19 protein-coding genes and 2 tRNA genes are annotated in these 17,848 nt (G+C 42.0%); 12 read left to right on the forward strand and 9 right to left on the reverse strand.

What is annotated here, in order from left to right; genetic code table 11:
- Window positions 1–193: 193 nt before the first annotated feature.
- Window positions 194–1,144, reverse strand: coding sequence for a glycosyltransferase family 2 protein (locus EDM53_RS05700; protein WP_130122691.1), 951 nt, complete (start codon window positions 1,142–1,144; stop codon window positions 194–196).
- Between the two features lie 49 nt (window positions 1,145–1,193).
- Window positions 1,194–1,958: a 3-deoxy-manno-octulosonate cytidylyltransferase gene (gene kdsB, locus EDM53_RS05705; protein WP_130122692.1), complete on the reverse strand. Its 765-nt coding sequence runs from the start codon at window positions 1,956–1,958 to the stop codon at window positions 1,194–1,196.
- A gap of 159 nt (window positions 1,959–2,117) precedes the next feature.
- On the opposite strand from kdsB, the gene EDM53_RS05710 reads away from it, so the two are divergent.
- Complete coding sequence (locus EDM53_RS05710; RefSeq protein WP_165379687.1) at window positions 2,118–2,648, forward strand: Csu type fimbrial protein; 531 nt, start codon at window positions 2,118–2,120, stop codon at window positions 2,646–2,648.
- An 85-nt stretch (window positions 2,649–2,733) separates the two neighbouring features.
- Here the strand turns inward: EDM53_RS05710 and EDM53_RS05715 are convergent, their stop codons facing one another.
- The 3 genes from EDM53_RS05715 to EDM53_RS05725 form a co-directional block, all read right to left on the reverse strand.
- The gene (locus EDM53_RS05715) at window positions 2,734–3,540 is read right to left on the reverse strand and encodes a TIGR01459 family HAD-type hydrolase (protein ID WP_130122694.1); all 807 of its coding nucleotides are present in this window, start codon (window positions 3,538–3,540) and stop codon (window positions 2,734–2,736) included.
- Between the two features lie 400 nt (window positions 3,541–3,940).
- Window positions 3,941–4,444, reverse strand: a complete 504-nt coding sequence (locus tag EDM53_RS05720; RefSeq protein ID WP_130122695.1) for a HipA N-terminal domain-containing protein — start codon at window positions 4,442–4,444, stop codon at window positions 3,941–3,943.
- Window positions 4,434–4,763, reverse strand: a complete 330-nt coding sequence (locus tag EDM53_RS05725) for a helix-turn-helix domain-containing protein (protein ID WP_130122696.1) — start codon at window positions 4,761–4,763, stop codon at window positions 4,434–4,436. Before EDM53_RS05725 ends, EDM53_RS05720 begins: the two co-directional genes overlap by 11 nt.
- A gap of 125 nt (window positions 4,764–4,888) precedes the next feature.
- Between EDM53_RS05725 and EDM53_RS06285 the strand changes: the two genes are divergently transcribed.
- From EDM53_RS06285 to EDM53_RS05740, 4 genes are all read left to right on the forward strand, one after another.
- Window positions 4,889–5,056: a hypothetical protein gene (locus tag EDM53_RS06285; RefSeq protein ID WP_165379689.1), complete on the forward strand. Its 168-nt coding sequence runs from the start codon at window positions 4,889–4,891 to the stop codon at window positions 5,054–5,056.
- 209 nt (window positions 5,057–5,265) lie between these two features.
- A complete protein-coding gene (gene greA / locus EDM53_RS05730; RefSeq protein ID WP_130122697.1) occupies window positions 5,266–5,739 on the forward strand; it encodes a transcription elongation factor GreA in 474 nt (157 codons plus the stop codon).
- Window positions 5,740–5,912: 173 nt separating this feature from the next.
- Window positions 5,913–7,484 (forward strand): hypothetical protein, encoded by a 1,572-nt coding sequence (locus EDM53_RS05735; protein ID WP_130122698.1) that lies wholly within the window; start codon window positions 5,913–5,915, stop codon window positions 7,482–7,484.
- A 9-nt stretch (window positions 7,485–7,493) separates the two neighbouring features.
- Window positions 7,494–7,570: transfer RNA gene (locus EDM53_RS05740), tRNA-Arg, on the forward strand.
- 1 nt (window position 7,571) lies between these two features.
- On the opposite strand, the gene pdxY is transcribed toward EDM53_RS05740, so the two are convergent.
- Complete coding sequence (gene pdxY, locus EDM53_RS05745; RefSeq protein WP_130122699.1) at window positions 7,572–8,411, reverse strand: pyridoxal kinase; 840 nt, start codon at window positions 8,409–8,411, stop codon at window positions 7,572–7,574.
- Between the two features lie 222 nt (window positions 8,412–8,633).
- Between pdxY and EDM53_RS05750 the strand changes: the two genes are divergently transcribed.
- The 7 genes from EDM53_RS05750 (at window position 8,634) to EDM53_RS05780 (ending at window position 14,751) form a co-directional block, all read left to right on the forward strand.
- Window positions 8,634–8,708: transfer RNA gene (locus tag EDM53_RS05750), tRNA-Gln, on the forward strand.
- A 96-nt stretch (window positions 8,709–8,804) separates the two neighbouring features.
- Window positions 8,805–9,569, forward strand: a complete 765-nt coding sequence (gene fabI, locus EDM53_RS05755) for an enoyl-ACP reductase FabI (RefSeq protein ID WP_242507911.1) — start codon at window positions 8,805–8,807, stop codon at window positions 9,567–9,569.
- Between the two features lie 24 nt (window positions 9,570–9,593).
- Window positions 9,594–10,763 (forward strand): acetyl-CoA C-acetyltransferase, encoded by a 1,170-nt coding sequence (locus EDM53_RS05760; protein WP_130122700.1) that lies wholly within the window; start codon window positions 9,594–9,596, stop codon window positions 10,761–10,763.
- 36 nt (window positions 10,764–10,799) lie between these two features.
- Window positions 10,800–11,522: an acetoacetyl-CoA reductase gene (phbB, locus tag EDM53_RS05765; protein WP_130122701.1), complete on the forward strand. Its 723-nt coding sequence runs from the start codon at window positions 10,800–10,802 to the stop codon at window positions 11,520–11,522.
- A 37-nt stretch (window positions 11,523–11,559) separates the two neighbouring features.
- On the forward strand, window positions 11,560–13,149 hold the full coding sequence (locus EDM53_RS05770; protein WP_130122702.1) for a DUF308 domain-containing protein: 1,590 nt from the start codon (window positions 11,560–11,562) through the stop codon (window positions 13,147–13,149).
- A gap of 53 nt (window positions 13,150–13,202) precedes the next feature.
- Entirely contained in the window at window positions 13,203–14,294 is a 1,092-nt protein-coding gene (ychF, locus tag EDM53_RS05775) for a redox-regulated ATPase YchF (RefSeq protein ID WP_130122712.1), read from the forward strand.
- A 61-nt stretch (window positions 14,295–14,355) separates the two neighbouring features.
- Complete coding sequence (locus tag EDM53_RS05780) at window positions 14,356–14,751, forward strand: hypothetical protein (RefSeq protein WP_130122703.1); 396 nt, start codon at window positions 14,356–14,358, stop codon at window positions 14,749–14,751.
- Here the strand turns inward: EDM53_RS05780 and dprA are convergent.
- The 3 genes from dprA to argH all read right to left on the reverse strand — a co-directional run bounded on the left by dprA (window position 14,748) and on the right by argH (window position 17,751).
- A complete protein-coding gene (gene dprA, locus EDM53_RS05785; RefSeq protein WP_130122704.1) occupies window positions 14,748–15,896 on the reverse strand; it encodes a DNA-processing protein DprA in 1,149 nt (382 codons plus the stop codon). The two genes, EDM53_RS05780 and dprA, sit on opposite strands and share 4 nt — an antisense overlap.
- Before the next feature lie 263 nt (window positions 15,897–16,159).
- Window positions 16,160–16,279: an LPS translocon maturation chaperone LptM gene (gene lptM / locus EDM53_RS06605; RefSeq protein ID WP_130122705.1), complete on the reverse strand. Its 120-nt coding sequence runs from the start codon at window positions 16,277–16,279 to the stop codon at window positions 16,160–16,162.
- A gap of 2 nt (window positions 16,280–16,281) precedes the next feature.
- The gene (gene argH, locus EDM53_RS05795; RefSeq protein WP_130122706.1) at window positions 16,282–17,751 is read right to left on the reverse strand and encodes an argininosuccinate lyase; all 1,470 of its coding nucleotides are present in this window, start codon (window positions 17,749–17,751) and stop codon (window positions 16,282–16,284) included.
- Window positions 17,752–17,848 lie beyond the last annotated feature (97 nt).

Below are 17,848 nucleotides of genomic sequence, written 5' to 3' on the forward strand. Positions count from 1 at the left end.
CATATTGCACCTCAAACGTCAACATTTGGCTATAAGCCTTTGCAAAAAACATAAATCGCACGGAAATTGAGACCAGCACTCTAATACAGATATTCAAAATCTAGACTTTTGACGAATGGACGATTTAATCTGAAATTTGGTATTATACGCGGACAAGCTTTTAATAAGACAAGGGAAGGACTATCAACATCCATCAGACTAGCTTACCGTTGCGGTATTCGGATGAAATACGATATGGCTTGTTTGAATCCGGATTGTAGTACACTCGCACCAAAAGCTCTGCAATGAACCCAGTGGTAACAAACTGCATAGAGGCCATGATGCACAGTATGCTGATCAAAAAAAGTGGCCTGTGTCCAATGTCATGACCAAGCACTTTTTGATATAACATGTATAGGCCAATGGTACTCCCTATAGCAAAAAAGGTGAACGCAATAGTTCCAAACAAGTGCATAGGTCTTTGGTTGTATCTCTGAAGAAATAGCAGTAGTGTCAGATCGCTCAGTACACTAAATGTTCTGCTGATGCCGTATTTTGAATGACCAAACTGTCGCTTGTGGTGTTTTACAGGCATTTCTGCAATTTTTGCACCCTGTATGTTTGCTACAACTGGAATAAATCTGTGCAGTTCACCATACAATCTCAAATTTTTCGCTGTAGTGCTCCGAAAGACCTTCAGTGTACAGCCCAAATCGTTGATATTCGTACCAGACAGCTTTCTAATGATAAAATTTGCGATCTTGCTTGGAATCTTTCTTAGTACCCAGTTGTCGTTTCTGTTCGTCCTGACTCCAGTCAACATATCAAGATCTTCTGATATTAGCTTTTGTAGCATTGCCGGAATATCTGAAGGATCGTTTTGAAGGTCACCGTCAATGGTCGCAATGTATTCGCCACGCGCTGCATCTATGCCCGCGGTGAGTGCACATGTTTGACCAAAGTTTCTGGAAAAAACCAACAGCCTGGTGTTTTCAAATTCACACTTGAGTATTTCCTTACATGTAGAATCAGTAGATCCATCATCTACAAATATCACTTCATAACTTAGCTCATTCAGTGCTTGTTGAAGACTTGTAAGCAGTGGAGCTACGTTTTCAGCTTCATTCATTACCGGTATTACTACAGATAGCGTAACGTTCTTCATACTCCCTAAGATTATCAAACAATATTACCGAGTTATTGACACTGCTAGATCAATCGCCATCGCTATCAGAGCTGCTGTAGCTGTTAGAACTACTCAACTCTGCTCTGACTTTGTCCAGATCTTCTTGAGTATCGACAGATGTAGGGAAAGAATCAACTACGACGGCAAACATCTTGAGCCCATTTTCTAACGCTCTCAGTTGCTCTAAACTTTCTCTTTTTTCAAGTAGTGTACGAGGAGCTTTGGCAAAGGTACGTAAGGCGTCTTCTGTATAACCGTATATACCTATGTGGTGAAATAGCTCACCCTCACCCCAAGGGCACAAAGCTCTAGAGAAGTATACGACGCGATCAGCATCAGATAAAACAGCTTTCACAGCATTGCTATTCTGTGCTTCAGCTATTGTGGTCTGCGCAACCGCTGTGACTATATCTGCGTCACCCTCTAGCAGCCTTTCTGCAACTTCTTGAATGATTGTTGGATCGATCGTTGGCAAATCAGCTTGGAGGTTGATTATGTTTCTATATACGTTCTCGTGATGAAGACGGTGCGCGACAGAGTGAACCCTGTCAGTTCCAGATTCGATGTAACGATCTGTCATAATTACTCGATGAGTATACCTAGACACAATATCAAGTACGTCATCATCATCGCAGGCTATATAGACATCTCCCACATTTGCAGCGGCTGCAGCGTTTGCTACTCTGATCACCATTGGTATGCCACCTATGTCAGCAAGTACCTTTCTTGGTAATCTGACGGACGCTAAACGAGCTGGAATAACGACAGCTATGTCTTTGTATACGGAACGCATATAGATTGAGGAAAAAAGTTAAACATCAACTCACTGTATAACACACTTTTTAATATTGGCGCGATATATTTTTGTCTTTGTGTAAGTTAATGACTTGATGATTGCTCAACATACGTTAATCATGTATCGTAAGAGTTAAGAATTTTTACACGTATGTGTATGCGCCAAAGTTTTTTTTACAATCTGTCTGCCGCCAGAGTATGTGGGGTTATTTTGGTGTTTTGTGTCCAGCTGCTCACAAATTCCATTGCTGTTGGACAAACGGTGGTTGCAAATATGAAGATCACAACTACCGTACAAAGTGTATGCACTCTTTCGCCTACTTCAATCAATATTAGTCAATACACCGGTGCTCAAGTTGTGATGAATTCTCAGATCAATACCGTTTGTACAGTTGGTACACCATACTCGATTATGATAGATGGTGGCCAAAATATATCCGGTAGTGCAAGGCGAATGAAATTAACTACTGCACCACAAAATACCAACAACGCATACTTGTCCTACATACTGACATCATCAGGTACTCCTTGGGGCGGGGATCTCAATAGTCCTGGTGGTACATCTAGTATACCATCAGTTGGTACTGGTACAACACAGTCCATACCTATAACAGTATTGCTTCCTCCCAACCAGATTGTCATGGCAGGTACATATTCAGATACTGTGGTTGTCACTCTCGTGTTTTGATGAACACATGTTGTGGCCAGATGTCAAATTGATAATACCATAGCTCAAAGACCTCAGCATAACACATACAGTAGATGCTCCTGTCTTAAGAAAGCACGTATGTAGGCAAAATATCGTACTGAGATATTTCTGTGATGGAATCGTTGGCATGCACTCCATACATCACTAGCAGTGAATCAACCTTGATGTTGTGTGCTCCAACGATATCGGTTCTCATGTTATCCCCAATCGCAATGATCGCATTATTTGAAATAGCCGGCAAGTAATGTTGTAAACCAAATCGATATATCTCTACATGTGGTTTACCATAGTATATTACAGTGCCTCCCATTGCCTCATACCTGCGTGCTATCAATCCAGCAGGGTAGCAAAAACCAGTGCCGAGAACTGCAATGGCATCTGGGTTAGGGCATAATGCGGTCAGATTTTTGTCTAGTGCTTTGTGCAGAATCTGATCGTATCGATCCTTTGCTTCCCCCTCACTTGTGAAGCCTAGTAATATCAGATATTCTGCCTCTTCTAATGTTGTAGCGTCTACCAGAGCCTCCAAAGGTAGATCTTCATTGCGTTCCTGGCATACCACATGACATGGTAACTTTTTTTTGGTCTTGGTTAGCATTTCTGTCAGTTTGTATACGAAGAAATCTCCAGAAGTGACGACTCTAATCACAGGTGAGTTATACCCAATTGATGCAAGTTTGGTTACAAAGATGCCGCTTGGTCTTGGAGCGTTTGAAAGAAATAACACCTGTTTGTTTCTTTCTAAAAGAAGCGATAAAAAATTTAAGGCATGTGGATAAAAGTCAAGGCCATCGTGCATGACTCCATTAATATCCACGACAAATAACTCGTATTTGTCGATAATGGCTGCAATATCTTTGATGTGTTGCATAAATTTGCTGTTGATGTCAGTTGTGATACTAAGTGGGTTTGAGGTGCAATCAAGTCACCAGGTGCTATAGGGGAGAGCTTGATACATGCATAGGTGGTGTTTGGTAAGTTGGTGTTATTGACTTTCACATATACTGTTCATACTTTCTGAACTAACTCAAGGTATATTTTAAGTAATTTGGTCAAATGTTCAGTCCAAACTCCAAACTGGAGTGGTATGGTCATGTTTTTACTCTCTGGTCCGGTTATAGCTTGTCCGCAAATTAATTGGAATGAAAAGAATCGATGCAAAAGTAGTCTGCTAAGTTGTTGGGAAAGGGAGATGGATGCCCGTGAAAACGAGTATGAAAAAGGAGAGAGGGGCATGACAAAAGAGTGAAGCGGGAGTGGCAGAGGAGAGATCAGTGTGTCCCTTGATTTAATACCATTGCTAAAAAATTTATGATAAATTTTACCACAGGTAAATCAACAAGCGGAGGAATACTGATTTTTTCCTTCGGAGATAGAAATATATTGTCATTGGGGGCAACAGAGAAACGTAGAGCTCCCTGACGTGCTTCATCATTCACTCCAAGCAAATAATCAATTTCAAAAAGAGTGGTGGGTAGACGATTTTGCTCTTTTGCCTTGGCAGCCTCAAAACGTCGCATCAGCATACGCCCCCAGCGATCTGGAGCAGAGTCACCAAATCCACCAAATAAACTTGAAGCATGATCTGTGTGAAACCCACTTTCCGTCAGCTTTAAAGCCGGCTCAAGTGCAAATCTTTCATGATGATCAAGCCATTTTTTATCATATTCAAAGGAAGCGCTTTCTTTATGACCCTTTACGTGAAACCATAGCTTTCCAACACGGATGTTTTGCGATCCTAAAGAAACACAGACAATAATTTCTTTATTGATCATCGCTTTTCTCATTGATTTTGTTGGGCATACGAACCCTTTTGGGTAAATGTTCATCCTCAAGTCTTCGTCCAACGATGTCATGCACGCTATCAACTAAATCGCTCATGCGTTTCTCCATACCAAGCACAAAGAGTACTGCGCCATAACTACCCATGGAGGTAGTTGGTTCTCCCTTTTCAATTTTTCCAATTGTGGACCTTGACAATCCAGCACGCTGTGCCATAAGCTGGGCGCTTATGCGTCTTCGACGCCTTGCATCATTGATGTCCTGGCCCAATTTTCGCAAAGCGCTTATTACAGGAATGGGTAAGTTTGTCATGACATTCTCTTAAGTGGTTTATAGCAATCGTAAACGGTATTAATGATTAGTATAACGAACATTAAGCTTAATGTTAAGCGATATCTATTTTAAAGACAGGTGAATGGATGCCCGCTTTTGCGGGCATGACAAGGGAGAGATGGGCACGACAAGGGAGGAGAACGGGAGTGGTGTGCCGGAATGGTAGAGGAGAGGTGCATGGAGTGGCAGAGGAGGAGTACGGAAGTGACAAAAAAGGGAGAGTGCCGAGGACAAGGCGAAGTGGCGGGATGGCAAATGCATTTAAAACATAGTTGATGACATAGGAAGATGCTGGCATGACAAAGGCGAGGAGAGGTGAGCGACAAAGAATGTGAGTAAATTTTGAACGAACTCAAGGTATATTTTGGGTGATTTGGTCAAATTATGAAAATAGTGCGGTATAATTCAAACAATCTATAGACGGCACGAAATATATGATGTATCAAGTGTCTCAATACGGTAAAAAATAACAGTAAATAATATGGACAAGTTTCCCATTACTATAGCTGGATATGAGAAGCTATGCGAAGAACTCCATAGAATGAAATTTGTAGAGCGTCCATCGGTTGTTGCAGCAATTGCAGAGGCACGTGCACATGGAGATCTCTCCGAAAATGCTGAATACAGTGCCGCAAAGGAAAAGCAAGGGTTCATAGAGGCTAAGATCTCTGATCTGGAGGATAAATTTGCACGTGCAGAAGTCATAGATACGCGTACACTCACTGGTCAAAGCGTGGTGTTTGGTGCGACCGTGAGGTTGGTAGATGAGGATACAGAAAAGGAGGTGGTGTATAAAATAGTTAGCGATTATGAGGCCGAGCCGACGTCTGGCTGTATTTCTTTCTCATCGCCGATTGCAAAGGCCATGATAGGAAAGAAGTCAGGTGATTCTGTTGAGGTGGTAAGCCCAAGAGGAATTCGGTATTACCAAATCTTGGATGTGAAATTTGTTTAGATTTGTGCCAAGACAGACTGTGGATAGAGTTGAGACGCATCTGTTTGTTGCTGAGGCATTTTTCCACAGTGTCTGATTGTTTAAGCGTTACACGGCATCGTACGTAATTGATGTTGCTGTTTGCATATTTTTTATTTATATTTCAGTGATATACCGAAAAGTTGAGAAAATGTATGAAAAAAATATCACTAATACTATTATCGTTGGTGAGCGCTTGTGTGGCTCTCGTCTGGCTCCTGCTAGCAAATAGATTTGAAAAGCTTGTCATGGAAGAATTGGTTGTAGATTTGCAAAAAGGCAGAGCTAGTCGCATTGTAAAGACCGATCTATCTTCCTTTAAAGTTCAAAAGTACTTGTTTAGATTTTCGTTGGGAGATACGATTTTATTTGAAGACCTTGGTGTTGGTAAAATTCATGTGGAGGGGATTCAGGCCAGTTATAATCCTTTTACTAACATGATTACCATGAAAACCACTGGTGAAAAGAGCATTATAAGTTTTGGTACTGTTGACACATACATTGAAAAGCCATCGGTAGTGGTTCAATTTGATGGAGCGATTTTAAGTCAGCGCTTGAGTGACTTTCCTGATACACAGGTCGCAGTCAAAATTGAGCAGCCATATTCTCTACGCTTTGTAAGCGACAATAGTGAGATATATAAGGCTAACGGGTCAAGTATGACTTTTATCGGTAAGAAAGCCAAAAACGGTGCATATAAAGTCACGTATCAAGCTGGTGTTAAGGGGGTGACTTGGGAGTGGTTGAATCATGCCCTCAATTCCAGTACCTTTGGAACTGATAAAATAGCTGGGCTCATTTTTGATGTCATAGGTGAGTGGAATTTAGATGTATCGATCGTCATGGACCTCCCAAAGTCTTTGCTTGAGATGATAAAGAACCTTAGATCATCAAGGCCTAATATGCGTGATATATCGAAGATAGGTCGAGACGAGAAATGGCTTCTGGATATGTCATACCATACTCATGCTGGACCCTACGCTAGCAAATTCAAATGGGGTATTGCAAGCGATGGGGAGCATAACATATCGTTAGAGTTTATGGGTGACAGTAGGGCAAACTATACACAAGGCCAAAAAGAAAGTATCAGAGATCGTCTGTCAAATGCTCTCTTAAAAGAATGGTCCATAAATGAAAATATCCCTTCTGTGCTGAGAAGCTCCGTCACTGGGGAAGATCTCAGGCAGTTAATGGATGTAGCCCTAGATATCCGTACATTCATATCTGAGACAAAAGGGAGTTGCAATAGGTGTGATAGTGTCGATGGGGAATTACATTTCTCAGATTTGCTTAGGTTGAACGATCATACCATTCATACAAACATAGATTACAACAAGGACGGCAGCAGAGAGCTTGTTGCTGCCGTGAAAGTGTCTGATCCGCACGCCATGATCGCGAGTGTTGTATCTACACTTGAAGCAAATTACCCTTTAATTGAGAAGCTTTATAAGCTGGATCAGAGACAGGGTAAGTTTGCGTTTTTAAAACGCACTGTGGAGAATGTCAAAGCAGATGCTTATGATGCACTTGCTGCATTAGACAAGGATGGTGAGTTAAAGCCAGGGGAAGACCTTGTATTGAATATCAATCCTAGATTCAAGGACAACGTTGTAGACATTAATGGTAAGACTTTGTTGGAAACAATGCAAGATCCAAGGATTAGGAAGTTTTTGGATGGGTTCGAGAAGCAGACTAAAGAAGAATCAGTCGAACCAAAGGTGAAATAGGCTTTTTGCGCACTTGTAGCTCAACTGGATAGAGCGCTGCCCTCCGAAGGCAGAGGTTGTGGGTTCAATTCCCGCCAAGTGCACCATCTACAAGCTTATGACTTCCGGGAGCGTCTCTGCAGGATCACGATAATTGACAGATAAAACCTGTAATTCACCAGTGCCTGAAGCGACAGTGGCCCTTACCGCAGATTGCAAACAAGAGACAGCGTATTGAAGAGCCGCTGGAATGTTGTTGTCCTTAAGGTAGGCGCCTAAGAATGTGCTTGAGAACAAATCACCAGTTCCGTTGATCGTTGCGTTAGACTTGTACTCATCCGTCTTGATTAGATAATGAGAGCTTCCATTTGATGCAAAAACATTTAAGTGCCCATCATCACCTTCAAGTCTGATGCCCGTGATGATAACTATCGATACTCCTAAGCCATGAAAGTACTTGCTGACTTTGTGTAGATCTTCCACATGCTTGATCGTGATGCCTGATAAAAACTCAGCTTCGTACTGATTAGGTGTGATAATGTCAGCACGCAAATGATGCTGAAAAAAAGCTAGTACTTCAGGTCTTACGTAACAACAGCCGTCCCCTATCACAGGATCACAGAGATAGACCACGCTGCTGTTTAGTTTCTTAAATTTGTGAACAATACTTCGTACCGCATAACATATAGCAGAGCTGCCCATGTATCCGCTAAGTATGCCTTGACATCTACCAGCTTTGCCAAGCTCAAAGATGCCACAAACCAAATCAACGATATGTTCTGCTGAAAAGACCTGTCCTCTCCATCCAGGGTATCCTGTGTGATTAGAGAACTGTACAGTGTTAATAGGCCATACGTCAAAGCCCATAGCTTGTAGTGGATATGTAGCAGCCTTGTTACCTACATACCCGTAAGCAACGTGTGATTGTATAGAAAGAATGCTTTTCATAGATTTCTAATAAGTAACGTGGTGTTATTTTTATAAATTGTCTAAATGCCTTACTATGTAACGCACTAATAGCGACAATGACTTGAACTGTCAATGACCAAGTGTAACACTTTAGGAATTGACAAGAGTCTGGTAATTCTGGTATTTGACTTGTTGTGCAATTTAGAATATTGTAAATGTCTGTGCTATCTTGTGCAGATTTACTGCATGCTTTTGTTTTATTGGGATGTAGCCAAGTGGTAAGGCAGCGGTTTTTGGTACCGCCACCCGTAGGTTCGAATCCTACCATCCCAGCCACGCAAGAAAAAGCTTCTTATTTCTGTTCATAGTTCTTTACAACTTCAGAAAATCAGTAGTAGCATGATTATATGGGTATTAATCATGTAGAAACATATGATGGATGTAAGGGGGAAAAAAGGCCTGATTTTAGGCATAGCAAATAGTAGTAGCTTGGCGTATGGCTGCGCCTCTGTATTGAGAAAGCTGGGAGCTGAGCTTGCAATCACATATAGAAAGTCAAGATCGGAAGAGTACGTGTTGCCCTTAAAAGAAGAGTTGGGGTGCAACATTTTTAAGCTGTGCGACGTACAAAATATGGAGGATCTGGACTCACTGTTTGCAGAGATCAAAAGCACATGGGGTAGTTTGGATTTTTTGATACATTCTATAGCTTTTTCTCCATTAGCAGCTCTGAAGGGTAGGGTGGTTGATACTACTGCCGAGGACTTTAGCACCACAATGGATATATCCTGTCACTCACTAATCAGATTGGCTAAGTGTGCAGAACCATTGATGACAAGTGGAGGTAGTATCATAACACTAAGCTATTATGGTAGCGAGAAAGTGGTGCAACATTATGGTATCATGGGTGTTGCAAAAGCTGCACTGGAGTCTGCGGTGAGGTATATGGCTGCAGAATTAGGAGAAAAGGGTATACGTGTTAACGCCATATCTCCAGGTCCTGTAAAAACAAGGGCAGCATCAGCGATAGATGACTTTAGCGGATTGTTAAGCAAGGCGAAGGATAAGTCACCGCTACACTCGTTGGTGGATCTAGAAGATGTCGGCAATATGTCCGCATTTCTAGTCAGTGGGTGTGCAAAAAACATAACGGGTGGCGTACACTATGTAGATGCTGGTTATCATTCGGTTGATTAACAACAAGAAAAAAAGGGGAGAAAAATGGAAGTAGTGATCGTGAGTGCATTGAGAACTGCAATCGGGAGTTTCAATGGAGCACTAAGTACAACAGAGACCCATAAATTGGGAGGCGCTCTAATACGTCAAACACTTGCTAAGACAAATGTACAAGCAAGTGAGGTATCAGAAGTGATCATTGGACAGGTACTGACAGCTGGTGCAGGTCAAAATCCGACACGGCAGTCAGCAATCGAAGGTAAGATACCTGTTGATGTTCCTGCATTCTCTGTCAATCAAGTCTGCGGTTCCGGATTAAAGGCAATAGCACTTGGATATCAATCAATTCTATTGGGTCAATCCAGAATCGTGATTGCTGGTGGACAAGAGAACATGAGTATGTCTCTTCACGGCATGAACATCAGAGGCGGTAAAAAAATGGGTAATGCCACTTTGATTGACCTCATGATCAATGATGGGTTGTTTGATGCGTTTGAAAAAGTGCATATGGGTATTACAGCTGAAAAAATTGCGGAAAGTTTTGGCATATCAAGGCACGACCAGGATCAATTTACTGTAGATTCCCAAGCCAAGGCAATGGCCGCCCAAAAGTCTCAAAGGTTTAAAGAAGAAATAGTGCCAATTATGGTCCGAACAAAGCAAGGAATGGTACCATTTCAAGAGGATGAATACATAAAAGGGGATGTTACGTGCGACGGTTTATCAAAGCTTAAGCCAGCTTTTAAAGAGGATGGGACTGTAACTGCGGGTAACGCTTCTGGAATCAACGATGGCGCTGCAATAGTGATGCTAATGTCAAGGGAGGAAGCTGTTAAAAGAGGGTTGGAGATACTGGGTAGTATCAAAAGCTTTGCTCAGGTGGGGGTGGAACCAATAGTGATGGGTACTGGCCCTGTTCCTGCCTCTAAAAAAGCCTTGGAGCTTTGTCATTGGAGTATCAATGACCTAGAATTGATAGAAGCGAACGAAGCCTTTGCAGCACAAGCGCTATACGTCAACAGAACCATGAACTGGGATACAACCAAAGTAAACGTAAACGGGGGGGCCATAGCATTGGGTCATCCGATTGGCGCTTCTGGAGCAAGAATATTGGTCACTCTTCTTCACGAAATGCAAAAAAGAGGTGTCCACAAAGGGCTTGCTACACTCTGCGTGGGTGGAGGTATGGGAGTTGCTATGTGCGTTGAAAGGTAAATGTAATTTTATAAACCATTTGAAGGGGGTAAGCATATGACAAGAAGAGCAGTTGTGACAGGAGGTACTAGAGGTATAGGTAAGGCTATTTCTTTAGAGCTGCAGAAGGAAGGATATAGTGTGTTGGCTGTATACGCTGGGAATGAAGAGCATGCACGTCAATTGGAACAAGAATCAGGCATCAAGACCCTAAAGCTCAACGTATCTGATTTTAACCAATGCCAAGAGGGTATAGTTAAAATTGAAGAGTACCTAGGAGGTAATGTTGAGGTTTTAGTCAACAATGCAGGCATTACAAGGGATAGTATGATGCACAAGATGTCATATCAGCAGTGGAAAGACGTCATTGAAACGAATCTGTGTTCTGTTTTTAATATGACCAGAGCAGTAATACAAAAGATGCGTGATAACAAGTATGGTCGTATCATCAGTATGAGCTCTGTCAATGCTCATGGAATGGCAGGTCAAACGAACTACTCTGCTACTAAAGCTGGTATAGAAGGATTTACAAAGTCTTTGGCTTTGGAAAGTGCAAAAGTAGGTGTGACCGTCAACGCTATAGCTCCAGGCTATGTGAACACTGAGATGGTTGCAGCGATTCCAAAGGATATTTTGGATGGTATAATATCAAAGGTGCCAGTTGGCAGGTTGGCAACAGTCGACGATATTGCAAGAGCCATCACGTTTTTAGCACATGAAAAATCATCCTTTATTACTGGCGTAGTATTGCCGATCAACGGTGGCCTTAGACTGTACTAAAAGCAAGCGTATCAATCGTTCATGAGGTCTGGAACACATGCCACCCGCTCAATTTTTTGAGGATGCTAAGATCCAGCTCAAGAAGGGCCTAAAATCTCTGTGGGACTTTTCAGCGTCTCCAAGTTTTGGCATCATATTTACGTTGGTTGGTCTAGCATCGGCATTTTTTTTACCTCCTGCTGGTCTGTACCTAATACCGATTATTTTTGGAGTACTGGGAGTAGTCGGTATTAGCATTGCTGTAGGCCGAAAGGTGCGACGCTATCGCAAGAATAGAGCTTTAAAGGAGGAAGATAAGGCTGTACATGAGCTTTTAGAGAAGGAAAGAGAAAGAGAAGAAGACAAATCCAAAAGGCCGACATTATCTCTTACAACAGAACAAAAGAAGTTACTTCTCACAGAAGAAGAGATAAAGTTGCTTGGTACAAGGCCTGTGAAAGAGAAGCAGTATCTTAAGTCTCAACAGATTCGTGATGCCATGAATACGAGGATTACTCATGTGTGTAAACCTTACATCAACATGGTTACTAAACCCCGAGGTCCCGTAAGGCGCGCGATAAGTTATCTGTCACATAAAATGCGGCAATTTGACGTTACTGCAGTTCATTCCTGTACATTGACTGCGTTAGGTATATTGGGTGGAGCAAGTCCCATGACTATAGCATCTGTAGCTTTTAGTGGAATTACGACGATAGCCTCAAATACTGGTATGTTTCTTGGAGAGAAAAAGTATCAGGAGCAACGTCAAAAATTTCTAAAGACACTAGATAAGCAAAGAGAGGAACTGATAGGGGAGCTATACCCTGAAATGAAGGGGAAGTTTGGAAATATGCCAATGGAGGACAGACTCAAAGTGTACGATATTATTAAAGTAGCCCAAGAAGTTGAAGCGGATGGTGACGGGTTGAGCAAAGAAGACATAGAGGAACGTTTTAATGAGAAGCTGAAAGTATGCAAACAGCAAAGAACTAAAACTCCCACAATACTTTCCGATCTGTGGGATACATTAGTCAAAACCGGTTTCAGTCTTGATAAGCATGATCAAATCACCCTAGCTCCTGTCAACACGTGTACCGAACAGTTTATAGACTTTCAAAATCTTGTGCAGGCTGCTAAGGAACAGTCTAAGCAAGAGTCCATAGATGCTAAAAGCCCTGAACAGACTACTAAACAAGAGTCTATGGATGTTAAAACTACTGAGCAAGGCCCTCCTAAGCAAGGGCCTATGGAGACGGAGTCAATAGCCCCTAAAAGCATTCAAGAAACTGTCAAGCTTCTTGAGGAAAGTATTAATAAGATTTACTGTACACTGTCATTAGATACCCATATATTGGATGACAGTGAAAAAAAGCTAAGGGAGTATCAAAGCGTTGCTGGAATATTAAGTAAGAGATGCCACGCATATGGTTTAACTGCTGATGAGTTAAAGTTTGAAGAACTTGAAGGCAAAGCTCGAAGATACGGAGACGAGTATAAGCTCTTTAAAAGGGAAGTAGAGGTGTACCGTCCAAAAGATCTATCAGGTCACGTTTCAAAAGAGCGGTCACAGAAGGGGCACACAGTCCACCCCAAAGCAAGTAAGGCGCACAATGAATCCTTGATAGAGCTTGGTCACGGAGCCACTTGATGAAAAATTATATTGTGCTATGCTAAGCTCAAAATATATAACAGGCAGTGCCAGTGCTACAGTGTGGTATTGTGGGCTTACCTAACGTTGGTAAGTCTACGTTTTTTAATGCTCTAACTCTTTCCAAGAATGCAGATGCTGCAAATTATCCGTTTTGTACTATTGAACCAAACGTTGGTAAAGTGATAGTGCCGGACTCCAGGCTACATCGATTAGCAGAGGTTGTAAGGTCGGCGTCTGTCATTCCTACGCAAATTGAGTTTGTAGACATTGCGGGATTGGTCAAAGGAGCCAGCAAGGGGGAAGGCCTTGGCCATCAGTTTTTATCCCACATCAGAGAAGTAGATGCGATTGTTCAGGTTGTCAGGTGCTTTGAGGATGATAACATAGTGCATGTTGAAGGTGGCGTAGATCCGATCAGGGACATTGAGATCATTGAAATTGAGTTGATACAAGCGGATTATGAAAGTCTCAGCAAAAGGATTCCAGTTTTGGAGAAAAAAGCAAAAAATAATAAGGAGCTGGAAAAAGAGCTGCAGCTTGTACACCAGGCGCTCTCCCTCTTATTGGAGTGTAAGCCGGTCAGGCATATGGTTAATAAGGAAAACGAAAAGCTTATTAGAAACCTGCAGTTGCTGACTTCTAAACCGGTGATGTATGTTTGTAATGTTGGGGAGAATGACGCAGTATCTGGGAATTCTTACTCAAATAGTGTTATTCAAAGAGCCCGCAGTGAAAACTTGCAGTGTGTGACGATTTCAGTACAGATTGAGTCGGATATAGCAAATTTGGAGACTGAACTTGAAAGGCAAGCGTTTTTAAATGCTTTGAACATCAGTGAAGACGGACTGAGTAAGGTGATACGAAGCGCATACGATGTACTAAACCTCATCACCTTTTTTACAGTTGGACCAAAGGAGACAAGAGCATGGACTATTACGAAGGGTACGTTTGCTCCACAGGCTGCTGGTGCAATTCACAGTGATTTTGAGCGTGGCTTCATCAGGGCAGAAACCATATCGTATAGTGATTACATCGATTGTAATGGAGAAGTAGGAGCAAGAGCTGCTGGTAAATTAAGACCAGAAGGCAAAGAGTATGTCGTAAATGATGGGGACGTTATCACATTTAGGTTTAACTGTTAACCAACTGTTAAACTTTGTGCTGTAGCATCAATGCTATGTTTATAGTATAGGTTTTTGTGTTATGCCTGATCCTAAACAAAGCGCCCCTGACGATATCACACCCAAAGAAGCGTCAGAGCCTCAAAAACAGAAAGAAGGTGTGAATTGGTTTCAAAAACTGATAGTCTATATGTTTTCCAAAATTAGCTTATTGTTCTCTAAGAATAGCGGAAAATTAGATGACAAAAAGACTAAGGATGTTGCCACAGGTGGTCCAGGCCAAGGGGGGGGGAGGACTCCAACGGAGGCAGTGAGTCTGTTACCAGGTCTTACAGGACGGGTATATGATAATAAAGCAGATGTTCATCAACAAGATGCGTCCACAAAGACATGGACCCAAAGGTTACGACGGGCATTTAGCAAAAAAGTACCCAATGATGTAAATGCTTTAAACAAAGGAGCGGGCCCACACTTCTAATCCTTGTGAAGTAGGACGACCTTGTTGTGGTGCAATCTTTCTACTCTGCCAGCTAGCTCTAACTCCACTATGATTCTGCTAAGCGTGGAGGAATTCATGCCAGTTTGATCTATGATCGCGTCTAGTGCAGTAGGACTATAAGATAGTTGATTTATAACTACTTGGCGGAGATCTGGTAAATCCTCTTCTACTTCCGTCTCCTTCTTAACATTGGGGGTTGTGAATGATGTGTTGGTACCCTCTAGTAAATCTGATGTAAGCTTCGTGCCAGATAGTAAAGCAAGGACCTCCTCCGCAGTCTCTACAAGATAAGCTCCATCCTTGATCAAGTAGTTGGTACCTTTACTCCTCTCGTCTAATGGGGAACCTGGAATTGCAAATACCTCTCTGCTTTGCTCCATTGCAAATCTTGCCGTAATCAGTGTTCCAGATTTGACAGCAGCCTCCACCACTATCACCCCCCTTGAAAGCCCTGATATTATTCTATTACGGTATGGAAAGTGTGTACCCTTAGGCTTGGTTCCAAAAGGTAATTCCGATATCACCGCTCCACGCTCATATAATGCGTGATACAAATTTTTATTTTCTGGCGGATAAATGTGATCAATACCGCTTGCTATTACACCAATAGTGCCTGTAGCGAGCGCGCCTATGTGAGCAGCGGTATCTATGCCTTTTGCTAGGCCAGATACTACTACATAACCACTGCTGCCTAGATCCTCTGCTAACCGCTTTGCGATGCTGTAACCGTTTGCAGACGAATTGCGTGCCCCCACTATTGCAATGGACTGAGTGTTAGATAGCAGCTCGATATTGCCTTTGACAGTCAAAGTCGGTGGAGTATCTGGTAAAGTACACAGTAGCTTTGGATATGTACTTGCAAATGCTGGCACAATCGTCGCTCCAAATTTGTCCGCTCGCTCTAGCTCATCCATGATGTCAGCTTTGGAGGGGATATGAGGCACACGCAGAGAACCACCACTTCTAGCAAGAGAAGGAAGGTGTTCTATCGCCTTTGTTGGATTCTCAAACATTCTGAGGAGGTCCCAAAACGTTCTTACTCCAACGTTTGTGGTTCTAGACAACCTCAGCCAGTCTAAATAATATTTTCTTTTGTTTTTTTCGGTCGGGCCAGTAAAAATCATTTCGGTATATAGCTATCTTACTTTTGTTATGTTGAGCATGGTAGTAGCTGTATCAGCTCAAAGTTTATCTGCAGACTTCATATCATCAGCAAAAAGAAAAGTCACATTGTGCTGTACTAGCTACTAGTATAGTTCTTTATATAAGATTTATTAAGAATAGAAAGAAAAATGTGAAAATGTTATTCCGTTTATACTTGGAAGGATCGATTTTGAGTCTTTTTGGTATAAAAAATGAAGGTGTAATAGCCCATAAAAGATGGCTTTCAGCTTTGCGGAGATATAAAATTCATTTCCGTCTTTTTTGGAATGTAGAGAGGGCCGGTGACACCACAGCCTGTTAAGAGTAAGCAAATTAATACAATGTATGGAACGGTTCGTACCACTATTACAAAGCCCTCTTAGCGTTTCTGATAGCTTTGCGTATTTGCACAGGACTGCTGCCACCCTTAGTTCTTCTGTTGATAACAGCCCTGGATGTGACCAACACAGTGTATATGTCCTTTGTTATACGGGGCTCTATTTTTTGTAGCTCATCCAGTGGCAGCAGAGAAAGTTTTGTATTTTTTGCGCTAGCCAACTTAACGATGTTCGCGCTTACCTCTGCAGCTCTTTGTGTTGTGATATCAAGGTTCATAACTAGCCAGTCAACAACATCCGGAGCAGTTGGGAAATTAGCCTGAGAAGCCTCCTTCACCTCCTTTCTGTTGACTACGAAATCATCGACTATCGTTTTTATGTTTTTTATGGAGATTGTGACAGCATCGTAGGAGTCAATAAGTGAGTTAACAGCCTCATGTATATCTTGACTGACTCCACTTGATAAACCGTTAGCGATAGCATGTACTCCAGTGTACAGACCTAAGAGTTTTCCGACTTTTGCACGTATTGCTTCTAACACTCTTGGATCACGCTTCAAAGGATTGCAAATGTTCTGAACAACTATTGCGTCGCTCAAGGATATAAAGTTATTGGAAGGAGCAAGCCAAGTCAATACGTCAGCTATGAACTTTGAAATGTGAACTCCACATATGTTCACAGCTCCCAAAAATTCCAATATGTGATCGTAGTCCGTTGTGCTGTCTATAGAGTTGTATGTTGAATCGTCAAAGTGCAGGGATCTGGCGATAGCATCCCTATTTAAGTCAAGTATAGTGCCAACCATGTTTGAACCGTAGGAAGATTGATTAGCTCTTTTTCTTATTTCCTTAAATCTGCAACGATCCCTAACAAACATCTCGACGTAAGACATGAGTTGGTGGCCTAAGTAAATGGGCTGTTGAATTTGAGAGTAAGAGTAGTAAGGTATCACGGTCTTGAGGCCAATATGCTCCTCTGTTTTGTCTATTAAACTAGCCTGCAGTGCTTGAAGGAGATCCTCAAGATTATCACAAGAGCCTCTGACCCAACTTCTAATATCACCAGCAATCTGATCTTCTCTGCTTCTTCCAACGCAGAAGACATGACCGGATTTGCCAGATATACTGATTATCTGTTGCTCGATGTAATCGTAAATGTCACCAAACTGAAGACTGTCAAAACTCTGCACGGACGACATCTCCTTAATTTTTTCTATAGCGCTAAGTATCGCCCTACCGTCCGCTTCCTTGATCAACTTGCGCTTCATGTGGGCCTTGATTTGCGCTTGCGTCGACTCCAGTGCTATGCTGTAGAATCTTCTGTCGGCTTTGAAACTCTGTAGAATACCGCTCGTAATATGCTCAGACCTGCAGCTTATGCTGCCGCCCCAACTAACGTGTTGAGCGCCAACCGACACAGACTGATTTTTAGCATTATCATTGCTGCTCACTAAACTTCCTTTTACCTTATTTTTATTATCCGATTTATGTCTAATCATATGCAAGCGCGTTTATTAAAATTTAAACTAACGTATTATAGATACTTAACAAATGAACTTCTAACAACATTTTTTTAGATGATCAACTTAAATTTTT

Origin of the sequence: Rickettsiales endosymbiont of Peranema trichophorum, assembly GCF_004210275.1 — a bacterium.
Taxonomy (GTDB): domain Bacteria; phylum Pseudomonadota; class Alphaproteobacteria; order Rickettsiales; family Midichloriaceae; genus RICK02.

Excerpts from the sequence above, each read along its gene's own strand:
- EDM53_RS05735 (WP_130122698.1), top strand. The coding sequence starts at position 5,913 with ATGAAAAAAATATCACTAATACTATTATCGTTGGTGAGCGCTTGTGTG.
- EDM53_RS05710 (WP_165379687.1), top strand. The coding sequence starts at position 2,118 with ATGCGCCAAAGTTTTTTTTACAATCTGTCTGCCGCCAGAGTATGTGGG.
- dprA (WP_130122704.1), bottom strand. The coding sequence starts at position 15,896 with ATGATTTTTACTGGCCCGACCGAAAAAAACAAAAGAAAATATTATTTA.
- EDM53_RS05700 (WP_130122691.1), bottom strand. The coding sequence starts at position 1,144 with ATGAAGAACGTTACGCTATCTGTAGTAATACCGGTAATGAATGAAGCT.
- EDM53_RS05760 (WP_130122700.1), top strand. The coding sequence starts at position 9,594 with ATGGAAGTAGTGATCGTGAGTGCATTGAGAACTGCAATCGGGAGTTTC.
- kdsB (WP_130122692.1), bottom strand. The coding sequence starts at position 1,958 with ATGCGTTCCGTATACAAAGACATAGCTGTCGTTATTCCAGCTCGTTTA.
- argH (WP_130122706.1), bottom strand. The coding sequence starts at position 17,751 with ATGATTAGACATAAATCGGATAATAAAAATAAGGTAAAAGGAAGTTTA.
- greA (WP_130122697.1), top strand. The coding sequence starts at position 5,266 with ATGGACAAGTTTCCCATTACTATAGCTGGATATGAGAAGCTATGCGAA.
- EDM53_RS05720 (WP_130122695.1), bottom strand. The coding sequence starts at position 4,444 with ATGATCAATAAAGAAATTATTGTCTGTGTTTCTTTAGGATCGCAAAAC.
- EDM53_RS06285 (WP_165379689.1), top strand. The coding sequence starts at position 4,889 with ATGACAAGGGAGAGATGGGCACGACAAGGGAGGAGAACGGGAGTGGTG.
- fabI (WP_242507911.1), top strand. The coding sequence starts at position 8,805 with ATGATGGATGTAAGGGGGAAAAAAGGCCTGATTTTAGGCATAGCAAAT.
- phbB (WP_130122701.1), top strand. The coding sequence starts at position 10,800 with ATGACAAGAAGAGCAGTTGTGACAGGAGGTACTAGAGGTATAGGTAAG.
- EDM53_RS05725 (WP_130122696.1), bottom strand. The coding sequence starts at position 4,763 with ATGACAAACTTACCCATTCCTGTAATAAGCGCTTTGCGAAAATTGGGC.
- EDM53_RS05715 (WP_130122694.1), bottom strand. The coding sequence starts at position 3,540 with ATGCAACACATCAAAGATATTGCAGCCATTATCGACAAATACGAGTTA.
- EDM53_RS05780 (WP_130122703.1), top strand. The coding sequence starts at position 14,356 with ATGCCTGATCCTAAACAAAGCGCCCCTGACGATATCACACCCAAAGAA.
- pdxY (WP_130122699.1), bottom strand. The coding sequence starts at position 8,411 with ATGAAAAGCATTCTTTCTATACAATCACACGTTGCTTACGGGTATGTA.
- EDM53_RS05770 (WP_130122702.1), top strand. The coding sequence starts at position 11,560 with ATGCCACCCGCTCAATTTTTTGAGGATGCTAAGATCCAGCTCAAGAAG.